The following is a 22,222-nucleotide window of genomic DNA, read 5'->3' as shown; positions in this document are numbered from 1 at the left end:
GAGTGCAGTTAATCGCTGCCGCACATCCTGCGTTATGGGATGAAAGGTGACGGGCGAATCATAAGGCCCGTAATCAGGGTGGTACCGCGAGACAGCTCTCGTCCCTGTGTAAACGTGTGGTTTGCATAGGGGGAGGGCTTTTTTGCTGTCACTGAAGAGAATTTCGATTTTTATAGAGGAGGAAATACAATGAAACACTTAACTTCTGCTGAAGTGCGTCAAATGTTTTTGGATTTCTTTAAAGAAAAAGGACATGCTGTAGAGCCGAGCGCGTCATTAGTGCCGCATGAAGATCCTTCACTGCTTTGGATCAACAGCGGTGTTGCGACGCTGAAAAAATATTTTGACGGCCGCGTTGTGCCGGAAAATCCGAGAATCGTAAACGCTCAAAAAGCAATCAGAACAAACGATATTGAAAATGTGGGTAAAACCGCGCGCCATCACACATTCTTTGAAATGCTCGGAAACTTTTCCATCGGCGATTACTTTAAAGAAGAAGCGATCACATGGGCTTGGGAGTTTTTAACGAGTGACAAGTGGATTGGTTTTGATGAAGAGCTTCTTTCTGTTACGGTTCATCCGGAAGATGAAGAAGCATATGAATTTTGGGCGAAAAAAATCGGTATTCCGGAAGAAAGAATTATTCGCCTGGAAGGGAACTTCTGGGACATCGGCGAAGGGCCGAGCGGACCGAACACAGAAATTTTCTACGACCGCGGTGAAGCGTACGGGAACGATCCAGATGATCCAGAGCTTTATCCTGGGGGAGAAAATGACCGTTACCTTGAAGTATGGAACCTTGTATTCTCTGAGTTCAACCATAACCCGGACGGCACCTATACGCCGCTTCCAAAGAAAAACATTGATACAGGCATGGGACTTGAAAGAATGGTATCTGTCATCCAGAATGTCCCGACAAACTTCGATACTGATTTGTTTGTCCCAATCATCAAAGCGACAGAAACGATTTCTGGTGAAGCATACGGCCAAGACAATGTAAAAGACACTGCATTTAAAGTCATCGCCGACCACATCAGAACGGTTGCTTTTGCTGTCAGTGACGGGGCGCTTCCGTCTAATGAAGGACGCGGCTATGTATTAAGACGTTTATTGCGCCGCGCTGTGCGTTATGCCAAAACGATCAATATCAACCGTCCGTTCATGTACGATCTTGTTCCGGTTGTTGCTGAGATCATGGCTGCTTTTTACCCTGAAGTCAAAGAGAAGGAAGAATTCATTTCAAAAGTCATTAAAACAGAGGAAGAACGCTTCCACGAAACACTGAATGAAGGGCTTGCCATCTTGTCAGAAATGATCAAAAAGGAAAAAGATAAGGGCAGCAGCGTCATTTCAGGTGCGGATGTGTTTAAACTTTACGACACGTACGGATTCCCAGTTGAACTGACTGAAGAATATGCGGAAGACGAGAACATGACAGTTGACCATAAAGGCTTTGAAGAAGAAATGAACCAGCAGCGCGAGCGGGCCAGAAATGCTCGTCAGGATGTCGGCAGCATGCAGGTGCAGGGCGGCGCATTACGCGACATAACAGAAGAAAGCACCTTTGTCGGCTACTCCCAAACAAAGGCTGATGCCAATGTGATTGTGCTTCTGCGGGACGGCCAGTTAATTGACGAAGCGCATGAAGGCGAAACTGTACAGATCATTCTTGACGAAACACCTTTCTATGCGGAAAGCGGCGGTCAAATCGGCGACAAAGGCTTTTTACGCAGCGAGCTGGCAGTGGTAAAAGTGAAAGATGTGCAAAAAGCGCCGAACGGCCAGCATGTGCATGAAGGTGTTGTCGAGAGCGGAACCGTTCAAAAAGGCATGCATGTAACAGCTGAGGTTGAAGATCATATGAGAAGCGGCGTCATTAAAAACCATACGGCAACGCACTTATTGCACCAGGCATTGAAAGATGTTCTCGGAACGCATGTCAATCAGGCGGGCTCTCTTGTAACTGAAAACCGCCTTCGTTTCGACTTCTCACACTTCGGGCAAGTGACAAAAGAAGAGCTCGAACGAATTGAAGTTATTGTAAACGAAAAGATTTGGGCAAGCATCCCGGTCAGCATTGATTTGAAACCGATCGCTGAAGCAAAAGAAATGGGAGCTATGGCTCTGTTCGGAGAAAAATACGGTGATATTGTAAGGGTTGTTCAAGTTGGAGATTACAGCCTAGAGCTTTGCGGCGGATGCCATGTCAGCAACACAGCGGAAATCGGCTTATTTAAAATCGTATCTGAGTCTGGAATCGGAGCTGGCACTAGACGGATTGAAGCTGTAACAGGACAAGGCGCTTACGTAGAAATGAACAGCCAGATCTCCGTTTTGAAGCAGACTGCCGACGAACTGAAAACAAATATCAAAGAAGTGCCGAAACGCGTTGCTGCGCTGCAGGCTGAGCTGAAGGAAGCGCAAAGAGAAAATGAATCTCTTCTGGCGAAACTCGGCAACGTTGAAGCAGGCGCCATACTATCAAAAGTAAAAGAAGTTGATGGTGTCAGCGTGCTTGCGGAAAAGGTAAACGCCAAAGATATGAACCATCTCCGTACAATGGTTGATGAACTGAAAGCAAAAATCGGCTCTGCGGTCATCGTGCTTGGCGCTGTGCAAAATGATAAAGTCAATATTTCTGCCGGTGTTACTAAGGATCTGATTGAAAAAGGCCTTCATGCCGGCAAGCTTGTCAAACAAGCCGCGGAAGTTTGCGGCGGAGGCGGCGGAGGCCGTCCGGACATGGCACAGGCAGGCGGAAAGCAGCCGGAAAAATTAGAAGAAGCCTTGGCTTCTGTAGAAGATTGGGTGAAATCCGTTTTATAATTTGCCCATGTAGTGTAGAATGATGGTAAGATAAGGACCCCAGGCTGAACTTTGCCTGCGAATTTGGGAAAGAGGTGCAAAACGGTGAGCTCGTTTGATAAAACGATGAAATTTAATTTCTCCGATGATTCTGCCGAAACTAACGTAAATGAGGTGCTGATCACAGTGTATGACGCGCTTCAGGAAAAGGGCTACAATCCAATCAATCAGATTGTCGGATACTTGCTGTCAGGTGATCCCGCTTATATTCCTAGGCATCGTGACGCTCGCAATTTAATTCGCAAACTTGAAAGAGACGAATTAATCGAGGAATTGGTGAAGTCTTATTTAGAACAGCATAAAGAGGCGTAAATAAACAATGAGAATATTAGGGCTCGATTTAGGAACCAAAACACTCGGTGTTGCTCTGAGCGACGAAATGGGCTGGACTGCTCAAGGCATTGAGACCATAAAGATAAATGAAGCAGAGGGCGATTACGGATTACCTCGTTTATCTGAACTGACAAAAGACTATACTATAGATAAGATCGTGCTCGGCTTTCCTAAAAACATGAATGGAACTGTCGGCCCGAGAGGCGAAGCCAGCCAAGCATTTGCGAAAGTGCTTGAAACCACGTACAATGTACCTGTTGTGCTGTGGGACGAGCGTCTTACCACAATGGCGGCTGAAAAAATGCTGATTGCCGCTGATGTCAGCAGGCAGAAACGAAAAAAAGTCATTGATAAAATGGCGGCTGTTATGATTCTGCAAGGATATCTTGACAGTTTAAATTAAAGCCAGAGGTGAATATAATGGAACACGGCGAAAAAAATATTACAATTGTTGACGATCAAGGAAATGAACAGCTTTGCGAAGTGCTGTTTACATTTGAAAACGAAGAGTTTGGCAAATCTTATGTTTTGTACTACCCAATTGAAACAAAGAATGACGAAGAAGTAGAAATTCTTGCTTCCAGCTTTACGCCAAACGAAGATGGTGAAGACGGCGAACTATTCCCGATCGAAACCGATGAAGAATGGGATATGATCGAAGAGACATTAAACACGTTTTTAGCGGAAGAAGACGAAGAGTAAAACCGCGCAAAAGCCGGAGCCTATACTGCTCCGGCTTTTTTTCTGCTTATCAAGAGACGTTTTTTTGTAATAAATTGCCGAAACAGCATGAATCATGTAGTATAAAAGCTGATGGGAGGAGACCTTATGTATATTAATCAGCAAAAAAAATCATTTCTAAATAAAAAAAGAATTGTACTGTCTTCCGTTATTGTGCTGCTTCTCATCATAGGCGGAGCATTTTTATATGGGAAATCACTTCTGGAACCTGTTGAAAAAAACAATAAAACGACAGTTAATATTAACATTCCGAGCGGATCATCTGTATCTGCGATCGCATCGATTTTGAAGGAAAACAATGTCATAAAAAGTGAAAAGGCATTTCAGTACTATGTGAAATATAAAAAAGCTTCGGGATTCCAAGCCGGGTACTATCATCTGAACAAAGGAATGGATCTGGATGCCATTATCAAGAAGCTGACAAACGGGGCTACAAGCTACGCCTTTCAAATTACGGTGCCTGAGGGGAAACAGCTGACACAAATCGCCACAGCCATTGCTGAGGAAACGAAATACTCAACAAAACAGGTCATGACAAAGCTGGACGATAGAACGTTTATCAATCAGCTGAAAAAGGAATTTCCGGACACCGTTACAAACGATGTTTTTCAGAAAAATATAAAGCATCCGCTGGAAGGATACCTATTCCCGGCTACATATCCATTCCACGATCCGGATACGTCGCTTGAGGACATCATAACTGAGATGATGAAACAGACAGATTCTTATGTGAAGACATACAAAACAGAAATGAAGAAAGAAAAGCTTTCTGTGCATAAGCTGCTGACGATGGCTTCTTTGATCGAAGAGGAAGCGACTGAAAAAGCCGATCGCCATAAAATATCCAGCGTCTTTTATAACAGGCTGAAAAAGAAGATGCCGCTTCAGACAGATCCGACCGTCTTGTATGCGGCTGGCAAACATAAAGACCGGGTGCTTTATAAGGACCTTGAAATCGATTCGCCGTACAATACGTACAAAAACACCGGTCTGCCGCCAGGTCCGATTGCCAATGCCGGAATGTCTTCTTGGGAAGCGGCGCTTCATCCGGATAAAACGGACTATCTGTACTTTTTAGCAAAATCAAACGGTGAGGTCGTATTTACGAAAACATTAAAAGAACATAATAAAGCAAAAGAAAAATATATTTCGGCAAAAAATCAGAAATAAAAGGAGAGCAAAAGCTCTCCTTTTATTCGCATTTCGTAAGGTTTTATGATAAAATATATCGGGTTGTTTACTAACGTATACAAGTTGTGCTCAGAGAGTGTCCTGTGTCAAAGACTGGGGCACTCCTTTTTAGAACGGGAGGCTGTTTGTTGTGACAGACCGCTATGAACAAATAAATGACTATATAGAAGCATTATTGAAGCCTCAGCCGGATAACGTGAGGAAGCTGGAAGCATATGCGGAAGAACATCATGTTCCGATTATGGAAAAAGCGGGCATAGAAGTGCTGCTCCAAATCCTGTCAGTCAAACAGGCGAAGAAAATACTGGAGATCGGAACGGCTATCGGTTACTCGGCCATCCGAATGGCGCTGGCACTGCCGTCTGCAGAAATATATACGATTGAACGCAATGAGACACGCCATGAGGAAGCTGTTCACAACATAAAGGATTTTCAGCTTGATGACCGAATCCATGTGTTTTACGGGGACGCGCTTGAATTAGCAGAAGCCGTTCATGTCACAGCGCCATATGATGTGATTTTCATTGATGCTGCTAAAGGTCAATATCAAAACTTTTTTCACTTATATGAACCGATGCTTTCGCCAGACGGGGTGATTTTAACAGACAATGTGCTGTTTAAAGGTCTGGTGGCAGAGGATTACAGCAAAATAGAATCAAAAAGAAGGCGCAGGCTGGTATCGAAAATCGATGAGTATAATCATTGGCTGATGAATCATCCGGATTATCAAACTGCGATTATCCCTGTTGGGGACGGGCTTGCGATTAGTAAAAAGAAGAGGTGAACGTCATGAAAAAACCAGAGCTCTTAGTCACACCGACAAGTACGGCAGACATTTTGCCGCTGATTCAGGCGGGGGCAACTGCGTTTTTAGTTGGGGAACAGAGATACGGTCTGAGATTAGCTGGGGAATTTTCACGTGCAGATGTAACGAAAGCCGTAGACATTGCCCATAACGAAGGAGCAAAAGTATACGTTGCCGTAAACGGAATTTTTCATAACGATAAAGTGGGAGAACTAGGCGATTATCTTGCTTTCTTAGCGGAAACGGGCGTTGATGCAGCTGTATTCGGCGATCCTGCCGTTCTTATGGCTGCACGTGAATCAGCGCCGGATCTGAAGCTTCATTGGAGCACAGAAACGACAGGAACCAACTATTACACATGCAACTACTGGGGACGTAAAGGCGCGGCTCGATCTGTGCTTGCCAGAGAATTAAATATGGACAGCATTGTCGAGATCAAAGAAAACGCAGAAGTTGAAATTGAAGTTCAGGTGCATGGAATGACCTGCATGTTCCAATCGAAACGTTCCTTGATCGGAAACTATTTCGAATACCAAGGAAAAGTCATGGACATTGAAAGAAAGAAAAAAGAATCCGGCATGTTCCTGCATGATAAGGAACGCCATAATAAATATCCGATTTTCGAAGATGAGAACGGCACACATATCATGAGCCCGAACGATGTGTGTATCATTGATGAACTTGAAGATCTAATAGATGCAGGAGTCGATTCGTTCAAAATCGACGGTGTTCTGAAATCATCTGAATACTTAGTGGAAGTCACCAGCATGTACAGAGAAGCGATTGATCTGTGTGCGGAAAACCGTGACGAATATGAAGCGAAAAAAGAAGACTGGATCGAACGCATTGAAAACATTCAGCCAGTAAACAGAAAAATAGATACCGGCTTCTTCTTTAAAGAAACGGTTTATTAATGAAAAGGAGGTTACGCTATGACTGCCGTAAATGATAAGATTTCTAAAATAGTTGATGGTAAGCGTGTGATTACGAAAAAGCCAGAGCTTCTCGCGCCTGCGGGGAATCTTGAAAAACTGAAAATTGCTGTACATTACGGAGCGGACGCCGTCTTTATCGGAGGGCAGGAATACGGGCTTCGTTCGAATGCGGATAACTTTACGATTGAAGAAATCGCAGAGGGCGTGGAATTTGCGAAAAAATACGGCGCGAAAATTTACGTCACAACAAATATTTTTGCTCATAACGAGAATATTGATGGGCTTGAAGAATATTTAAAAGCTCTCGGCGACGCCAACGTTGCCGGCATCATTGTGGCCGATCCGCTTATTATCGAAACCTGCCGCAGAGTAGCGCCTCACGTTGAGGTTCATTTGAGCACGCAGCAATCTCTCTCCAACTGGAAGGCTGTTCAGTTCTGGAAGGAAGAAGGGCTTGACCGTGTGGTGCTGGCCCGTGAGACAAGCGCGCTCGAAATCAGAGAAATGAAAGAAAAAGTAGATATCGAAATTGAATCCTTTATCCACGGTGCGATGTGTATTGCATACTCTGGCCGCTGTGTCCTGAGCAATCACATGACAGCCCGCGATTCCAACCGCGGAGGCTGCTGCCAGTCATGCCGCTGGGATTATGATTTATATCAAACCGACGGGGCCAATGCCGTTGCTTTATACAGTGAAGAAGATGCTCCGTTTGCAATGAGTCCGAAAGACTTGAAGCTGATTGAGTCGATTCCGAAAATGATTGAAATGGGCATCGACAGCTTAAAGATTGAAGGACGGATGAAATCCATTCACTACGTAGCGACAGTTGTCAGCGTATATCGTAAAGTAATTGACGCTTATTGCGCTGATCCCGATAACTTTGTGATTCAAAAAGAATGGCTGGAAGAGCTTGATAAATGCGCCAACCGTGACACTGCGACAGCCTTCTTCGAAGGAACACCAGGCTATGAAGAGCAAATGTTCGGCGAGCACGGCAAAAAAACAACATTTGATTTTGTCGGCTTAGTGCTGAATTATGATGAGGATACACAAATGGTCACTCTTCAGCAGCGCAATTTCTTCAAAAAAGGTGACGAAGTGGAATTTTTTGGTCCGGAAATCGAAAACTTTACACATACAATTGATACCATTTGGGACGAAGACGGAAATGAGCTAGACGCTGCCCGCCATCCCCTGCAAATTGTCAAATTCAAATTAGACAAAAAGATTTATCCGAGCAACATGATGAGAAAGGGGAAGTAATCACCCATGGGTAAGAGTCCAGTAGTCATTGGAATCGCAGGAGGTTCCGGTTCAGGAAAAACGAGTGTCACACGTTCAATTTATGAACAATTCAAAGGACACTCGATTTTAATGATCCAGCAAGACCTCTATTATAAAGACCAAAGCCACCTTCCATTTGAAGAAAGGCTGAATACAAACTATGATCATCCGCTTGCGTTTGATAATGACTATTTAATCGAGCATATTCAAGATCTATTGAATTACCGTCCGATTGAAAAGCCGATTTACGATTATAAGCTCCACACACGGTCGGAAGAAACGGTTCACGTAGAGCCGAAAGACGTGATTATTCTTGAAGGCATTCTTGTTCTTGAAGATAAAAGGCTGCGCGACCTGATGGATATCAAGCTTTATGTAGACACAGACGCTGACTTGCGCATCATCAGACGGATTATGAGAGATATTAATGAGCGCGGGCGCTCTATTGATTCTGTCATTGAACAATATGTGTCTGTTGTCCGCCCGATGCACAATCAATTCGTTGAACCGACAAAGCGGTACGCTGATATTATTATCCCGGAAGGCGGACAAAATCACGTTGCAATTGATCTGATGGTCACAAAAATTCAAACCATTCTTGAACAAAACGCGATTTTGTAATACCATAGCATAGACATAAATAACTCTGACCATATTATGTATAGGCAGGAAGGGGATGTAAAATTCCCTTCTTTCCCTGTTTATAAACGCGAAATATTTGCAGAACCACAAGATTCAGTTTAAGATAAACAGTACCAATATGGGAGAGAAGAACGAGGACTGCCCTGTGTTCTCATTCTTGTATTTTTAGTTTATGCTCTCATACATAATCGAAGATGTTGAGGGACAACCAGAAGGAGTGAAGGGACATGGCACAAGAGAAAGTTTTTCCTATGACTGTAGAAGGAAAACAAAAACTTGAACAAGAATTAGAATATTTGAAAACGGTTAAACGAAAAGAAGTAGTAGAGCGCATCAAAATCGCGAGAAGTTTTGGGGATCTTTCCGAAAACTCTGAATACGACTCAGCGAAAGAAGAGCAGGCATTCGTAGAGGGCCGTGTAACGACTCTTGAGAATATGATCCGCAATGCGAAAATCATTGAAGATGACGGCGGCTCTAACGTTGTCGGTTTAGGGAAAACCGTCACTTTCGTCGAACTGCCTGATGGCGATGAAGAATCTTATACAATCGTCGGAAGCGCAGAAGCTGATCCGTTTGAAGGAAAAATTTCAAACGATTCGCCGATTGCTAAAAGCCTGCTTGGCAAAAAAGTAGATGATGAAGTCACAGTTCAGACACCGGGCGGAGAAATGCTCGTGAAAATTGTGAAAATTTCATAATATCCGTTTAACAAAGAAACACCTCGTCCACAATGTGGGTGAGGTGTTTTTTTATGAAGATATCGAAACGAATGAAGCTGGCTGTTCTGGCTTTTTTAATCGTGTTTTTTCTGCTTCTGCTGAGGCTGGCGGAAATTCAGCTGTTTTTCACAGAATCATTTTCTAAAAAGAAAATTAATTTAATACAGGAAAGTGTCAATCAGCGAACGGAGGAAGTGCTCATTTCTGATGGCAGAGGATCGTTTTTAGATCGAAACGGCCAGGCACTGACTGGCACAAGCGAGCCTGCGGTTGTCTTGTTCCCTTTTCTGTTAACACAGGATTGGCCGATTAAAAAAGTCGCAGAGATTCTCGGCATGACTGAAGATGATTTGCATCAGACTCTTGCCAAATCGAAAAAACCAGTCATTTTACATCAAAAGAAAATCAAAACACTTTCGAAGGAATCTATTACAAAAATCAATTCTTTGAAATATCCTGGCATTTACGGCGTATATATGGAAAATGAAGACAAGCCCAGTCTTGCCTCGCATACGATAGGCACAACCAATCAAGATCCGGCGCTTCTCCGCAGTAAGTATCCTGATAAGGAAAACCTGCCGATTAAAACGAAAATCGGCACAACTGGTTTAGAGCGGACATTTGATGAGTTTTTGCTTCCGGAACAGGACACGAAGCTTTTGTATCATGTGGACGGAAAAGGAAACCCTTTGTTCGGCATGGACGTCAAATATACAGCTGAGGCCAACTCATTTTATCCGCTGCAAGTCAAAACAACAATTGATCACAGCATTCAAAAAGCGATAGAAGGCATACTAGATGATCAGGGGCTGAAAAAAGGAGGAGCGGTGCTGCTGGACATCGAAAAGAGCAGTGTATTGGGCATCGTAAGCAAACCGGATGCCGATGTGTCCAGGCAAAACACGCTTCAAAATTACATGCTGACGCCAATCTATCCCGGCTCCGTTTTTAAAACTGTGATAGCGGCAGCTGCGATTGAGCAAAACGCGGTAAAGCCGAGTCAAACCTTTAATTGCAATTTAAACTTGTACGGCGAACCGGGGGACGATAAAGGAACCCTGTCCTTTGAAGAAAGTTTCGCGCAAAGCTGCAATTACACGTTTACAAGTCTCGCCGAACAATTAATGAAGAAAGACCATTCCGTCATTGAAGACATGTCAGAAAAGCTGTCCCTTACAGATCGGGCAGGCTGGGAAGGAAAACTGTACCACGAGTCAGATTTCCGCCAACTCTATAATGAAAAAAGCGGCGTGATTTGGGGGGATGAAAAAGACAAATCAGTCAAAAAAGCAATTGCACAAACAGCGATCGGGCAGAAAAATGTAAAGGTAACACCGCTCGAGGTAGCTAATATGATGGCGACAATCGCCCGCGGCGGAGAAAAGCGGCAGATCAAAATCGCAGAGCAGATTGAATACAAAAATGGTACAACGCTTGTGAAGTTTAAAGATCAGAAGCTTAAAGGAGAAACGATAGACAAATATACGGCGCAGCAGCTTCAAAAAATGCTGCGGCGGGTGGTGGAATCTCCTTCCGGAACGGGCAGAAGGTTTCAGGATCTTTCGTATACTGTAGCAGGGAAGTCAGGCACCGCCCAGACAGGCAAGCTTTCTAAAGAAAAAGAAACGCTTTATGAAAAATGGTTTGCCGGGTATTTTCCCGCGGATAAGCCGAAATACGCGCTTGTCGTTTTACACATGGATACGCCGGGGGATAAGGCTCTGACAAATTCGGTTTTTTATGATATTGTTAAAAAAGTACACGAAATTGAAATCAATCAGAAATAGAACAACTTCTCAGCACATGATAAAATATATGCTGAGCCAAGAGGGATAAAGGAGTGCAGAATTATTGAGCAATAATCAATCTCGTTATGAAAACCGTGATAAGCGCAGGAAAGCTAATTTAGTGCTTAACATCTTAATCGCAATCGTATCTATTCTAATTGTTGTAGTAGCAGCCAATCTGTTCATTAACAGTCCTTCTAGCAAAGATGTCAGCAAGGATTCTGAAACGGCGCAAAAACAGGAATCTCCGGCTTCAGGAAAGACGGAAAAGAAATCGGATGAGGATATAAAAGACAGTAAGAAAGATACATCTGACAAAAGCGAAAAGGATTCTGAGAAATCTTCTGACTCTGATTCAGATTCCAAAAAAGATGATTCTTCTAAAAGTGATGACTCTGATTCAGATTCAGACTCAAGCTCAGATTCAGATGACCCACTTAAAGACGCAAAAGTCACAGAAGGCGGCTCATCAAGTGATGTGGAAAAAACGTATGAAAATCCTGACTGGAAAGCAGTCGGAACTGAGCAAAAGGGTGAGCATGCCGCCACTTATGATTCAAGCTCACAAGACTGGGCCGAAATGCTGAAAGCCATATCATATGCAACCGGTGTTTCAACAGATAACATGACCGTCCTCTGGCTCGGAAATAACGGCAGCCCTCAGGATGCCAAAGGTAAGATTTTAGATAAAACGAGCGGAGAGAAATACCAGGTAACGATTACATGGGTTGACGGAAAAGGCTGGAAGCCCACGAAAGTAGAAAAATTAAAATAAACAAAAGCAGCCGAATCTTTCGGCTGCTTTTGTTTTACACCTCAGCTGCGAAATGAACAACGGCGCTGTAAAAAAATTTTCCGTCTGCCACAGCAGTTTGATGCGAGACAGATTTCACACGCAGCATGATTGCTTTATTGTTTTCAATTTGTGTGTTGATTTTCTTTTCAAGCTCCTGCAGGGATGCCGCTTCGAAAAATTCTACTTTGTCTTTAATCAGTTCCAATTGAAAATTCATCTTTTGACCCCTCCGCCTTTACAAGTCATATGAAGTATAAGCCTTTTTATGCTATACACGCAATATATGACTGGATAAAAAACACAAAGTGTTTTAGTACCTACTTTCAAAAAGATGTGGTAAGATAGGAACTGTTCCATCATTAATTCATAGTATACTTATAGGAATTATAAAATATGGAGTGTGACAACTATGGGGCGTGAATTTATCCCTCTCTTTGAGGATTGGGCCGCAACTTATGATCAAACAGTTCAAGGTTTTGATATTCAGTATAAAGAGGCGTTCAGAGGCTATAATGACATTTTGGATGCCATTGTCAGCCGGTCAGGAATACGTGTGTTAGAATTTGGGCCAGGGACCGGCAACTTGACAGCGAAACTGCTTGAAGCGGGAAAATCTGTATTTGGTGTCGAGCCATCTCCGGCGATGCGCAAGTTAGCATCTGACAAGCTCCGCGGCAGGGCAGAAATTGTCGACGGAGACTTCCTGACATTCCCTGAACCGCCATTTCAGGCTGACACGATTGTCAGTTCATATGCTTTTCATCATTTAACTGACGAAGAAAAACGAGCCGCAATAAAGCAATATGGCAAATACCTTCACATGCATGATAAAATAGTGTTTGCCGATACTGTCTTTGAACATGAAGAAGCGTATAATCAAGCTATTGATAAAGCGCGTTCTCAGGGCTTTTATCAGCTGGCGAATGATTTAAAGACGGAGCATTATCCCACATTGGAAACGATGAAAGAGATGTTTACAGCTGAAGGTTTTGCAGTCCAATTCATTCAGCAAAACGATTTCGTGTGGATAATGGAGGCGATCAAACGGTAAAGTGAAGGGAATGTGTATAGATGAAACTAGCAGTCATCGGAGCAATGGAAGAAGAAGTAACCATCCTAAGAAACAAACTGGAAAATGCCAAAACAGAAACGATCGCGCACTGTGAATTTACAACAGGCCAATATGAAGGAACTGAAGTCATTCTTTTAAAATCAGGAATCGGAAAAGTGAATGCTGCGATTAGCACGACACTTCTGCTTGATCGCTACAAGCCTGATTATGTGATTAACACAGGCTCAGCTGGCGGATTTCATCATACACTGAATGTGGGAGACGTCGTCATTTCTACTGACGTTCGCCATCATGATGTAGATGTAACGGCCTTTGACTATGAATACGGACAGGTGCCAGGCCTTCCGGCTGCTTACGCCGCAGATGAAAAGCTGATCAGCATTACTGAAGAAGCGATTTCTGAGCTTGATGGCATTCAAGTTGCAAAGGGAACAATCGCAACAGGCGATTCCTTTATGAATGATCCGAAGCGGGTCGAAGAGGTGCGTGCGAGATTTTCTGATCTGTATGCGGTTGAAATGGAGGCAGCGGCAGTCGCTCAAGTGTGCCACCAATTTAAAACGCCGTTTGTTGTGATCAGAGCATTATCTGATATCGCAGGAAAAGAATCACATGTTTCATTTGACCAATTTTTAGAGCAGGCCGCTGTTAACTCAACAGAGCTTGTGTTAAAAGTGATCAAACGAATTCATTAAAACGGGAGGAGTGTTCTCCTCCGTTTTCTTTAAAACAACCTCTATCAAGGAGGAGGACATATATGACAGTTATTACGGACATTACTGAGCTGATTGGGAATACACCGCTTCTCCGCTTGAAGAATTTCGATATTCCTGAAGGAGTGTTTATATATGCCAAGCTGGAAATGATGAACCCTGGCGGCAGCATAAAAGACAGACTGGGAGACATGCTGATCCGTGACGCTCTGGAATCAGGCAAAGTAAAGCCCGGGGGAGTTATTATAGAGGCAACGGCCGGCAATACAGGTATCGGACTTGCCCTTAACGCCAGAAAACATGGCTTAAAGGCCATTTTCTGTGTCCCAGAACATTTCAGCAAAGAAAAGCAGCAGATTATGCAGGCGCTGGGAGCGTCAATCGTCCATACGCCGCGTAAAGACGGAATGCAGGGAGCTATTCAAAAAGCGATACAGCTGGAGACAGAAATTGAAAATTCCTATTGTGTTTTGCAATTTAAAAACCAAGTAAATCCATCGACTTACTATAAGACGCTTGGCCCTGAAATATGGAAAGCGCTTGACGGCAATATTCATACGTTTGTCGCAGGTGCAGGATCAGGAGGCACATTCGCGGGAACAGCATCCTTCTTAAAAGAAAAACATCCCGCAGTCAAAACAGTGATTGTCGAACCGGAAGGCTCCATATTAAACGGCGGAGAGCCTCATGCTCATAAAACAGAAGGGATCGGCATGGAGTTTATTCCTGACTATATGGATGAAAGCCATTTTGATGCAATATATACGGTAACAGATAAGAATGCCTTTAGGCTTGTAAAAGAAGCGGCTGAAAAAGAAGGCCTGCTGATTGGAAGCTCTTCAGGTGCAGCGCTTTATGCGGCATTGGAGGAAGCGAAAAAATCGTCTGCCGGAACAAATATTGTCACAGTATTCCCAGACAGCAGTGATCGGTATATCAGCAAACATATATACGAAGGAGGCATCTGATATGAAGAAAAAAACAATGATGGTACATGGCGGGATTACAGGTGATGAGAAAACAGGAGCTGTTTCCGTACCGATATATCAAGTGAGCACGTACAAGCAGCCAAAAGCAGGCCAGCATACGGGCTATGAATATTCAAGAACGGCCAACCCGACAAGAACTGCACTGGAAACGCTTGTGACAGAGCTCGAAGCCGGGGAAGCAGGCTATGCGTTCAGCTCTGGAATGGCTGCAATCACAGGTGTTATGATGCTGTTTAACAGCGGAGACCATGTTGTATTGACTGATGACGTGTACGGCGGCACATATCGTGTAATGACAAAAGTGCTTAACCGTCTCGGCATTGAATCAACTTTTGTGGATACAAGCAGCAGAGAAGAAGTGGAAAAAGCGATTCGTCCCAACACAAAGGCCATTTATATTGAGACACCGACAAATCCGCTTCTCAAAATCACCGATTTATCACTGATGGCAGATATTGCGAAAAAAGCGGGTGTTCTTCTAATCGTAGACAACACCTTTAACACCCCGTATTTTCAGCAGCCGCTTACTTTAGGCGCTGATATCGTGCTTCACAGTGCGACTAAATACCTCGGCGGACACAGTGATGTTGTCGGCGGTTTAGTTATTACAGCTTCGAAAGAGCTAGGAGAAGAGCTGCATTTTGTGCAAAATTCAACAGGCGGCGTGCTTGGCCCTCAGGATTCTTGGCTGTTAATGAGAGGAATCAAAACACTGGGGCTCAGAATGGAAGCAATTGATCAAAACGCCCGGAAAATTGCAAGCTTTCTTGAGCAACATCCTGCTGTTCAAACGTTATATTACCCTGGTTCTCCAAACCATCCGGGGCATGAGCTTGCGACATCTCAAGGATCAGGCTTTGGAGGCATGATCTCCTTTGATATTGGCAGTGAAGAGCGAGTGGATGCCTTTTTAGGCAAACTTAAGCTGTTTACAATTGCGGAAAGTCTGGGCGCTGTAGAAAGCTTAATTTCTGTTCCGGCTAGGATGACACATGCCTCTATCCCGAGAGAGCGCCGGCTTGAACTCGGCATTACGGACGGCTTGATCAGAATCTCTGTGGGAATAGAAGATGGAGAGGATTTGCTGGAAGATATCGAGCAGGCTCTTAACATTTTATAACAAATGGATAGATTTACTTTCTCTGTAAGCTGCCAGATTATATTATAATAGTCGTATACTATGAATCTGGCAGGTGATTCTCTTATGAAGAAGAATAGAATGAAATCATTAAAAGAAGACTACAAGCATTTCGCTTTTACCTTGCTTGCAGTCAGCACTTTTTTATATATAGGCGCGGTTCTTCCTGATCAGGGCTTAACGTTAGGCCAGAAATCGGTTATGTTTATGACGGATTGCGTGTTTTTAGCCGGCGCTTTCTTTTGCGCCGACCGTTCACTCGTATATAAGAAGCGCTTGGAAGAAGCCGACGAGTAAAAAAACAGCCATCAACTGATGGCTGTTTTTTGTTATTCTTCCCGCAGCTCTTTTCCCATGCCTTTTAAAAACTGAAGTCCGAAGCCGACTGCTCTGTTGATATCGGGATCGTTCATCGCTTTTAAGAGATCGAGAATGCCGACCTTCTTGTCTTCTTTTAAAAAGCTTTGCGCCTGTTCGGTTCCCGCCATCACGCTTTCTAATAGCTTGCCTGTAAACGCAGGATCAGCCTTTGTCAAAGCGCCTCCAGCCGCCATCATCGTGTTGATGAGGTTTGTGACCGGCTCGCGAGATACCTGGCCAAGCGCGATTTTGGCGATGTCTTCTTTCGCCCTCAGCATGCTTGCCGCTGCATCAAAGATACCAAGCTCATTAAGTTCACTCATTAACGTCATCGTTTTCGAGACGGCATCCTCATTTTCCGTCAACAGCTCCTTCAGCTCCTCAATTTTCTCAAGCTTGATTTGCTCCGCTGTTTTTGTTTCTTTTTTGATCGTTGTAATCGGAGTGGCCATTTTCGTTTCCCCCTTTCAATTAATCAGTCAAATGGACATAACCAGGACGATTCCATTTTCTTTCTGCCTCGACGCCGTTTTGCGGATTCCGTTTCTTGTTACGCGGGTTTGTTTTAGGAAGCGGTGTGCTTTCACAGCCTCCAAGCACCTCCATGCGAACCTTCGTCTGTTTGTAAGCAGGCGTGTTCGTGCGTTTATCTGCCGCAGGCCCAGTCAGGAAGTTAATCGCTGAATCCTTGTCTGTCGAGTTCATCGGCAGGTAGAGTTCATTTTTTCGCACACGGTCAGTAATGAGCGCATTTAATTTAACAGCTCCGAACGGAGAAACAAGGCGAACCAGTGAACCGTCACAAATGCCGCGCTCCTGTGCAAGCTCTGGCGATACTTCGACGAATACATTCGGCACTTTGGATTGAATGCCTTTCGATTTATTTGTCATATTTCCTTCATGGAAATGCTCAAGCATCCGGCCGTTATTGATGTGAAGATCATATTCTTCAGGGAAAGCGGCAGGTTCAGTCCAATCAGACAGTGCAAAACGGGCTTTTTTGTCTGGGAAATTAAATCCGTCTTCATACAGAAGCGGCGTGCTTTCACCTGTGAAGCTGCCCCATAGGAAGCTGTTCCAGCCTTCAAGCACCTCATAGCTGGCTTTTCCAAACAGAGGAGAAAGGCTGGCCATTTCAGAGAAAATGTCGCTTGGATGGCTGTAGTTCCAGCCGGCTCCTAAGCGGTTTGCCACTTCTTGAATAATCCACCAGTCCGGTTTCGCGTCTCCAAGTGTCGGAAGTGCTTGATACAATCGCTGCACACGGCGCTCTGTATTGGTAAACGTTCCATCCTTCTCAAGAGATGGAGCGGCAGGCAAGACGACATCGGCATATTGCGCCGTTCTCGACAGGAAAATATCCTGAACCACGAAGAAATCAAGGCTTGATAAAATATCATGCACATGGTTCGCATTCGAATCGACAAGTGCCATATCTTCCCCAACAAGGTACATGGCCTTCATCTTACCTTCTTCAATGGAATGAAGCATTTGGATATTGTCTAAACCTGGTTTTCCGTCAATCGCCACACCATAAGCCTTCTCAAATTTGGCACGTGCTTCGTCATCCGTAATATGCTGATATCCCGGAAGCCAGCCTGGCAATGTTCCCATGTCGCAAGCGCCTTGAACGTTATTGTGGCCGCGCAGAGGATAAGCGCCGGCACCCGGACGGCGGTAGTTGCCTGTTGCCAGAAGCAGATTCGAAATCGCTGCTGACGTATCGGAGCCGCCTGTATTTTGAGTAACACCCATTCCCCAAAGAACACAAGTGCCGTCAGCATCACGAATCATCTCGGCAATTTGAATGATGTTTTCTTTTGAGAGGCCTGTGATGCGTTCTGCATAATCAAGGGTATAGGTTTTAAGTGTTTCTTTATAGTCTTCAAAGTAGTTCACGTTCTCATCAATAAACGCTTGATCATGCCAGCCTTGGTCGATCATATATTTTGTAACGGCCATCAGCCATACTTGGTCTGTACCTTGTTTAGGGCTAATGAACAGATCTGACCGCTCAGCCATCTCATTTTTCCGCAGGTCGGCAACGATCAATTTTTGTCCGTGGAGTTTGTGTGCACGTTTTACTCGTGTAGCAAGCACCGGATGTCCTTCAGCCGGATTGGCGCCGACAATGATGACGAGACCGGCCTTGGCAATGTCTTTAATCGTGCCTGCGTCACCGCCCATACCGACAGTACGGAACAACCCGTCTGTTGCAGGAGACTGACAGTAGCGAGAGCAGTTATCGACGTTATTTGTTTCAAATACCTGACGCGCTAATTTTTGGATGACATAGTTTTCTTCATTCGTAATTTTAGAAGAAGAAATGAATCCGACAGAGCCTTTGCCGTATGTCTCTTTTATTGCACCTAATCTGCTTGCGACTAAATCGAGGGCTTCTTCCCAAGAAGATTCAACAAAAGCCCCGTTTTTACGAATTAAAGGCTTTGTAATCCGTTCTTCAGAATTGACGAAATCCCAGCCGAATTTTCCTTTGACACATGTAGAAATCGCGTTAACCGGAGCGTCGGAAACAGGCTGGACCTTTAAGATATCCCGTCCTTTTGTCCATACTTCAAAGGAGCAGCCGACGCCGCAGAATGTACATACCGTTTTCGTTTTTTTCGTTCTTGTTTCACGCATAGCCGCTTCAACTTCAGAAATAGCGAAAATGCTGCCGTACCCCGGTTCAACATTTTTGACAAGGTCAATCATTGGTTCCATGACATCCTGTTTGATACCTGTCATAAAGCCAGCCTGGCCAAGCATTGATTTTTCCATCAGTGCATTACACGGACAAACCGTGACACATTGGCCGCAGCTGACACAAGATGATTCATTGATGGGAACTCCTTCATCCCAAATAACCCGCGGACGATCGCGTTCCCAGTCGATAGAGAGCGTTTCATTGACTTGAAGGTTCTGACACACCTCAACACACTGGCCGCAGGCGATGCATTGGTTTGGATCATAGCGGTAAAACGGGTGAGACATATCAACCGCGCAAGACGGATCTTCTTTTGGCGTATAAGGGTATTTTTGATGCTCGATCCCCATCATTTCCGCTGTATTATGCAGCGTGCAGTTCCCATTGTTATTATCGCATACCGTACAATACAGCAAATGGTTTTCAAGCAGCCGGTCCATTGCTTCGGTTTGCGCCTCTTTCACGCGATTTCCCGAAAGATCAATTGACATTCCGTTTTCAGCGACCGTAGAGCATGAACGAACCAGCTTTCCGTCTGCCTCTACAATGCATGTATCGCATGTTTGAATCGGGTCAACCTCTGGGACATGGCAGATTTGCGGATACTCAATCCCATTTCCATTTAAAATATCTAAAATTGTGGCCCCTGCTCGTGCTTGAATTTCTGTTCCGTCAACGCGGACACTGATCGACTTATCGTCCATCATATTCATATTCCCCTCCATCTTTCTATCAAGAAGTCAAAAAAAGCCATGTATAGATACACCTGTCTTTCATTCACAGAAGGTGTAAACACACATGGCGGAATAGTTCACTAGCAAGTCTTACTAACAGACCAATCCTTGATTTTTATAAACCGATAGACTCATAACAAGATCCTATTACAAATCCATCAACACTGCTTTTATTATAAAGTGATATTTATTATAATACAATATGACAGGAAAATTTTAACCAAGTGAAATGTCCTGAGGGGAACCGGGAACGGCCTTTTATGAAGGCAAAATCGGAAGGGGTAATGAGCATGTCAAAGAAAATTCATGAGTTCAATGATATTATTCGAAAACTTCGCAAAGAATTGTTCGGAAAAGGACCTGAACGGATTCACACGGTATTTGTAGATAATATGGCTGTGTCAACGCTCTACGGCAATTTAAGCGCGAGCGAGCAGTTTATCGCCCGCACGCCTGAGGGAAGAGAAATGGTGCATGCGGCCCGGACAAGCCTGATTCAAGACCTTTACTCTAAAAAAACGCCGGAAGGAATGGAGGAACTGATCGGGGCTAAGCTTGTTCATTTGTTTTCTGACATCAAAATTGAAGAAAATATCGCCGTATCTGTATTTGTCTTTGATCGAAAAATTGATGACCAAAAAGAAGTCCTTTATAACTAGCATATTTGCCGTTGACACAAAATTGTCACATTTGTTATGATGTATTTACTGCAGTTATAGAAGGACAAAAGCAATGGAATATATGCACGAACTGTATATATTCTCTACCAACATCTTAATTCTGCTTGATGTTGTTGTATGGGTATGCAACAAGTTAGGCAGCATTCAAACACCTGATGGATACAGGTTATTTGAGTGCTGCCTTTTTTGTTGCTTTTCTTTTATAACTGTAAAAATGAAGAAACAATGGAGGCGTATGTAGTATGGGTTTTCGGAAACCGGATGAAATAGCAGAAGCAGCAATTGAAGCAGGGATGAAAAAGGTAAAGCTTCCGCTGCTGTCTCTCTTGGTGCTAGGGTTTTTAGGCGGTGCCTTTATCGCATTCGGCTATTTGCTTGATATCAGGGTGATCGGCGATCTTCCAAAAGAATGGGGAAGCCTGTCCAGTTTTATCGGTGCTGCGGTATTTCCTGTAGGGCTGATACTTGTGGTTCTTGCAGGGGCTGAACTGATTACAGGAAATATGATGTCAGTGGCAATGGCGTTATTTTCCAGAAAAATATCACTAAAGGATTTGGCGGTTAATTGGGTGATCGTCACCATTATGAATCTGATCGGCGCTTTGTTTGTTGCTTACTTTTTCGGTCATCTTGTCGGGTTAACCGAAACGGGGCCATATTTGGAAAAGACGATTGCTGTCGCGCAAGGAAAGCTTGATATGAGCTTTGGCAAGGTTCTCGTTTCCGGCATCGGCTGTAACTGGCTGGTCTGTCTTGCAGTTTGGCTTTCCTTCGGTGCTCAAGATGGGGCAGGGAAAATTTTTGGCATCTGGTTCCCTGTCATGGCCTTTGTGGCAATCGGATTTCAGCACGTTGTCGCCAACATGTTTGTGATTCCGGCTGCCATTTTTGCCGGCTCGTTTACGTGGGGGCAGTTTATCGGTAACCTCATACCGGCTTTTATCGGCAATGTTATTGGAGGAGCCGTGTTTGTCGGATTCATCTATTTTATTGCATATCACAAGAAAGACCGCTTAAGAAAAGAAATGAAGCAGGTTTCATAAACAAGGGACAAAGACAATCGATAAATCACACAATTTACGTCCAATTTTAGAAAAAGATGTTTACAAAATGGAATTTGGTGGATATACTTACAAAGTAAGAAAAAAAGCAAAGGAGGCTGAATCAAAATGACAATGCGACAACGACGCAGACCAGTTAGTGGCTCACGTAATGTACAAGGAATGTATAATGGTTTATTCAGCCTGTGGAAGAGTTCGTGTCCTTCCTTAACCGATGCTTATCGCACGCATTAAAATCGGAATCGTCGGACATACGCAACTCCCCGCAGGCAGTAGAGGATGGGTGTCTTCTTTTGTCTGCGGTTTTTTATGTGCCCGCAGCAGGGAGATGCCGCGGGTTATTTCGCTTGGAGCGGACTTTGAAAGGGGGTGAGCGATATGACGATTAACCTATTCTTTTTGACTTTAACGATCAACAAACGGTTTAAAAGCCCGGAAGAGTTCGAACGAGAACAGCAGATCGAGCAGATTTATGACGAAATGAAAGAATCTCAGCTGAAACATCTTTATTTGACAAACTGGCGCTAAGAGCAAATAAAAAACAGGAAGGGAGAGATGACATATGCTTAAAATGGAACTATTGATGCATTATACGATGGAGAAGGATCAAGTGTAGCGAATGAAGCTGTCAAGGAAATGCTGTCCTGCATATCATAAAAAAGCA

General features: G+C 44.0%; 23 protein-coding genes. 20 read left to right on the top strand and 3 right to left on the bottom strand.

The features are described 5' to 3' along the window. Positions 1–189: 189 nt before the first annotated feature. The 12 genes from alaS (at position 190) to NSU16_RS13275 (ending at position 12,083) form a co-directional block, all read left to right on the top strand. A complete protein-coding gene (gene alaS, locus NSU16_RS13330) occupies positions 190–2,826 on the top strand; it encodes an alanine--tRNA ligase (protein ID WP_168748338.1) in 2,637 nt (878 codons plus the stop codon). 84 nt (positions 2,827–2,910) lie between these two features. Next, positions 2,911–3,177: an IreB family regulatory phosphoprotein gene (locus NSU16_RS13325; RefSeq protein WP_003225903.1), complete on the top strand. Its 267-nt coding sequence runs from the start codon at positions 2,911–2,913 to the stop codon at positions 3,175–3,177. Positions 3,178–3,184: 7 nt separating this feature from the next. Then, on the top strand, positions 3,185–3,601 hold the full coding sequence (ruvX, locus tag NSU16_RS13320) for a Holliday junction resolvase RuvX (protein ID WP_010335106.1): 417 nt from the start codon (positions 3,185–3,187) through the stop codon (positions 3,599–3,601). 17 nt (positions 3,602–3,618) lie between these two features. Next, a complete protein-coding gene (locus tag NSU16_RS13315) occupies positions 3,619–3,900 on the top strand; it encodes a DUF1292 domain-containing protein (RefSeq protein ID WP_010335105.1) in 282 nt (93 codons plus the stop codon). A gap of 126 nt (positions 3,901–4,026) precedes the next feature. Beyond that, positions 4,027–5,109 (top strand): endolytic transglycosylase MltG, encoded by a 1,083-nt coding sequence (mltG, locus tag NSU16_RS13310; RefSeq protein WP_339191136.1) that lies wholly within the window; start codon positions 4,027–4,029, stop codon positions 5,107–5,109. Between the two features lie 151 nt (positions 5,110–5,260). Next, entirely contained in the window at positions 5,261–5,914 is a 654-nt protein-coding gene (locus NSU16_RS13305) for an O-methyltransferase (protein WP_168748337.1), read from the top strand. Between the two features lie 5 nt (positions 5,915–5,919). Then, on the top strand, positions 5,920–6,849 hold the full coding sequence (locus tag NSU16_RS13300) for a peptidase U32 family protein (protein ID WP_168748336.1): 930 nt from the start codon (positions 5,920–5,922) through the stop codon (positions 6,847–6,849). Between the two features lie 18 nt (positions 6,850–6,867). Beyond that, a complete protein-coding gene (locus tag NSU16_RS13295; RefSeq protein WP_326191020.1) occupies positions 6,868–8,136 on the top strand; it encodes a U32 family peptidase in 1,269 nt (422 codons plus the stop codon). 6 nt (positions 8,137–8,142) lie between these two features. After that, positions 8,143–8,778 carry a uridine kinase gene (udk, locus tag NSU16_RS13290; protein ID WP_010335100.1) on the top strand — a complete coding sequence of 212 codons (636 nt, stop codon included), beginning with the start codon at positions 8,143–8,145 and terminating at the stop codon, positions 8,776–8,778. A gap of 248 nt (positions 8,779–9,026) precedes the next feature. Then, positions 9,027–9,500 carry a transcription elongation factor GreA gene (gene greA / locus NSU16_RS13285; protein ID WP_010335099.1) on the top strand — a complete coding sequence of 158 codons (474 nt, stop codon included), beginning with the start codon at positions 9,027–9,029 and terminating at the stop codon, positions 9,498–9,500. A 53-nt stretch (positions 9,501–9,553) separates the two neighbouring features. Next, on the top strand, positions 9,554–11,308 hold the full coding sequence (locus NSU16_RS13280) for a penicillin-binding protein 2 (protein ID WP_339191133.1): 1,755 nt from the start codon (positions 9,554–9,556) through the stop codon (positions 11,306–11,308). Between the two features lie 64 nt (positions 11,309–11,372). Continuing rightward, positions 11,373–12,083 carry a YrrS family protein gene (locus NSU16_RS13275; protein WP_229146681.1) on the top strand — a complete coding sequence of 237 codons (711 nt, stop codon included), beginning with the start codon at positions 11,373–11,375 and terminating at the stop codon, positions 12,081–12,083. Between the two features lie 34 nt (positions 12,084–12,117). Here the strand turns inward: NSU16_RS13275 and NSU16_RS13270 are convergent, their stop codons facing one another. After that, complete coding sequence (locus NSU16_RS13270) at positions 12,118–12,321, bottom strand: YrzA family protein (RefSeq protein ID WP_010335096.1); 204 nt, start codon at positions 12,319–12,321, stop codon at positions 12,118–12,120. Positions 12,322–12,513: 192 nt separating this feature from the next. On the opposite strand from NSU16_RS13270, the gene NSU16_RS13265 reads away from it, so the two are divergent. The 5 genes from NSU16_RS13265 to NSU16_RS13245 all read left to right on the top strand — a co-directional run bounded on the left by NSU16_RS13265 (position 12,514) and on the right by NSU16_RS13245 (position 16,313). Then, positions 12,514–13,155: a class I SAM-dependent methyltransferase gene (locus NSU16_RS13265; protein WP_339191132.1), complete on the top strand. Its 642-nt coding sequence runs from the start codon at positions 12,514–12,516 to the stop codon at positions 13,153–13,155. A gap of 20 nt (positions 13,156–13,175) precedes the next feature. Continuing rightward, positions 13,176–13,871 (top strand): 5'-methylthioadenosine/S-adenosylhomocysteine nucleosidase, encoded by a 696-nt coding sequence (gene mtnN, locus NSU16_RS13260; RefSeq protein WP_286058256.1) that lies wholly within the window; start codon positions 13,176–13,178, stop codon positions 13,869–13,871. Between the two features lie 62 nt (positions 13,872–13,933). Continuing rightward, on the top strand, positions 13,934–14,857 hold the full coding sequence (locus NSU16_RS13255) for an O-acetylserine dependent cystathionine beta-synthase (RefSeq protein WP_339191131.1): 924 nt from the start codon (positions 13,934–13,936) through the stop codon (positions 14,855–14,857). 1 nt (position 14,858) lies between these two features. Continuing rightward, positions 14,859–15,998 (top strand): bifunctional cystathionine gamma-lyase/homocysteine desulfhydrase, encoded by a 1,140-nt coding sequence (locus tag NSU16_RS13250; RefSeq protein ID WP_339177406.1) that lies wholly within the window; start codon positions 14,859–14,861, stop codon positions 15,996–15,998. 84 nt (positions 15,999–16,082) lie between these two features. Then, positions 16,083–16,313: a YrhC family protein gene (locus NSU16_RS13245; RefSeq protein ID WP_010335091.1), complete on the top strand. Its 231-nt coding sequence runs from the start codon at positions 16,083–16,085 to the stop codon at positions 16,311–16,313. Between the two features lie 32 nt (positions 16,314–16,345). Here NSU16_RS13245 and NSU16_RS13240 read toward each other — a convergent pair whose 3' ends face one another. Continuing rightward, positions 16,346–16,828, bottom strand: coding sequence for a DUF1641 domain-containing protein (locus tag NSU16_RS13240; protein ID WP_010335090.1), 483 nt, complete (start codon positions 16,826–16,828; stop codon positions 16,346–16,348). A 19-nt stretch (positions 16,829–16,847) separates the two neighbouring features. Beyond that, positions 16,848–19,790 carry a formate dehydrogenase subunit alpha gene (gene fdhF, locus NSU16_RS13235; protein WP_339191128.1) on the bottom strand — a complete coding sequence of 981 codons (2,943 nt, stop codon included), beginning with the start codon at positions 19,788–19,790 and terminating at the stop codon, positions 16,848–16,850. 317 nt (positions 19,791–20,107) lie between these two features. Between fdhF and NSU16_RS13230 the strand changes: the two genes are divergently transcribed. The 3 genes from NSU16_RS13230 to NSU16_RS13220 all read left to right on the top strand — a co-directional run bounded on the left by NSU16_RS13230 (position 20,108) and on the right by NSU16_RS13220 (position 22,086). After that, positions 20,108–20,476, top strand: coding sequence for a DUF2294 domain-containing protein (locus tag NSU16_RS13230; protein ID WP_010335088.1), 369 nt, complete (start codon positions 20,108–20,110; stop codon positions 20,474–20,476). A 263-nt stretch (positions 20,477–20,739) separates the two neighbouring features. Then, positions 20,740–21,540 carry a formate/nitrite transporter family protein gene (locus NSU16_RS13225; RefSeq protein WP_010335087.1) on the top strand — a complete coding sequence of 267 codons (801 nt, stop codon included), beginning with the start codon at positions 20,740–20,742 and terminating at the stop codon, positions 21,538–21,540. A 396-nt stretch (positions 21,541–21,936) separates the two neighbouring features. Continuing rightward, a complete protein-coding gene (locus NSU16_RS13220; RefSeq protein WP_003237348.1) occupies positions 21,937–22,086 on the top strand; it encodes a YrzI family small protein in 150 nt (49 codons plus the stop codon). Positions 22,087–22,222: the final 136 nt, after the last annotated feature.

This window comes from Bacillus sp. FSL K6-1003 (assembly GCF_037964945.1).
Classification (GTDB): Bacteria; Bacillota; Bacilli; order Bacillales; family Bacillaceae; genus Bacillus; species Bacillus mojavensis.
The sequence above is the reverse complement of the archived record's forward strand: the minus strand, read 5'-3'. Positions and strand labels throughout refer to the sequence as shown.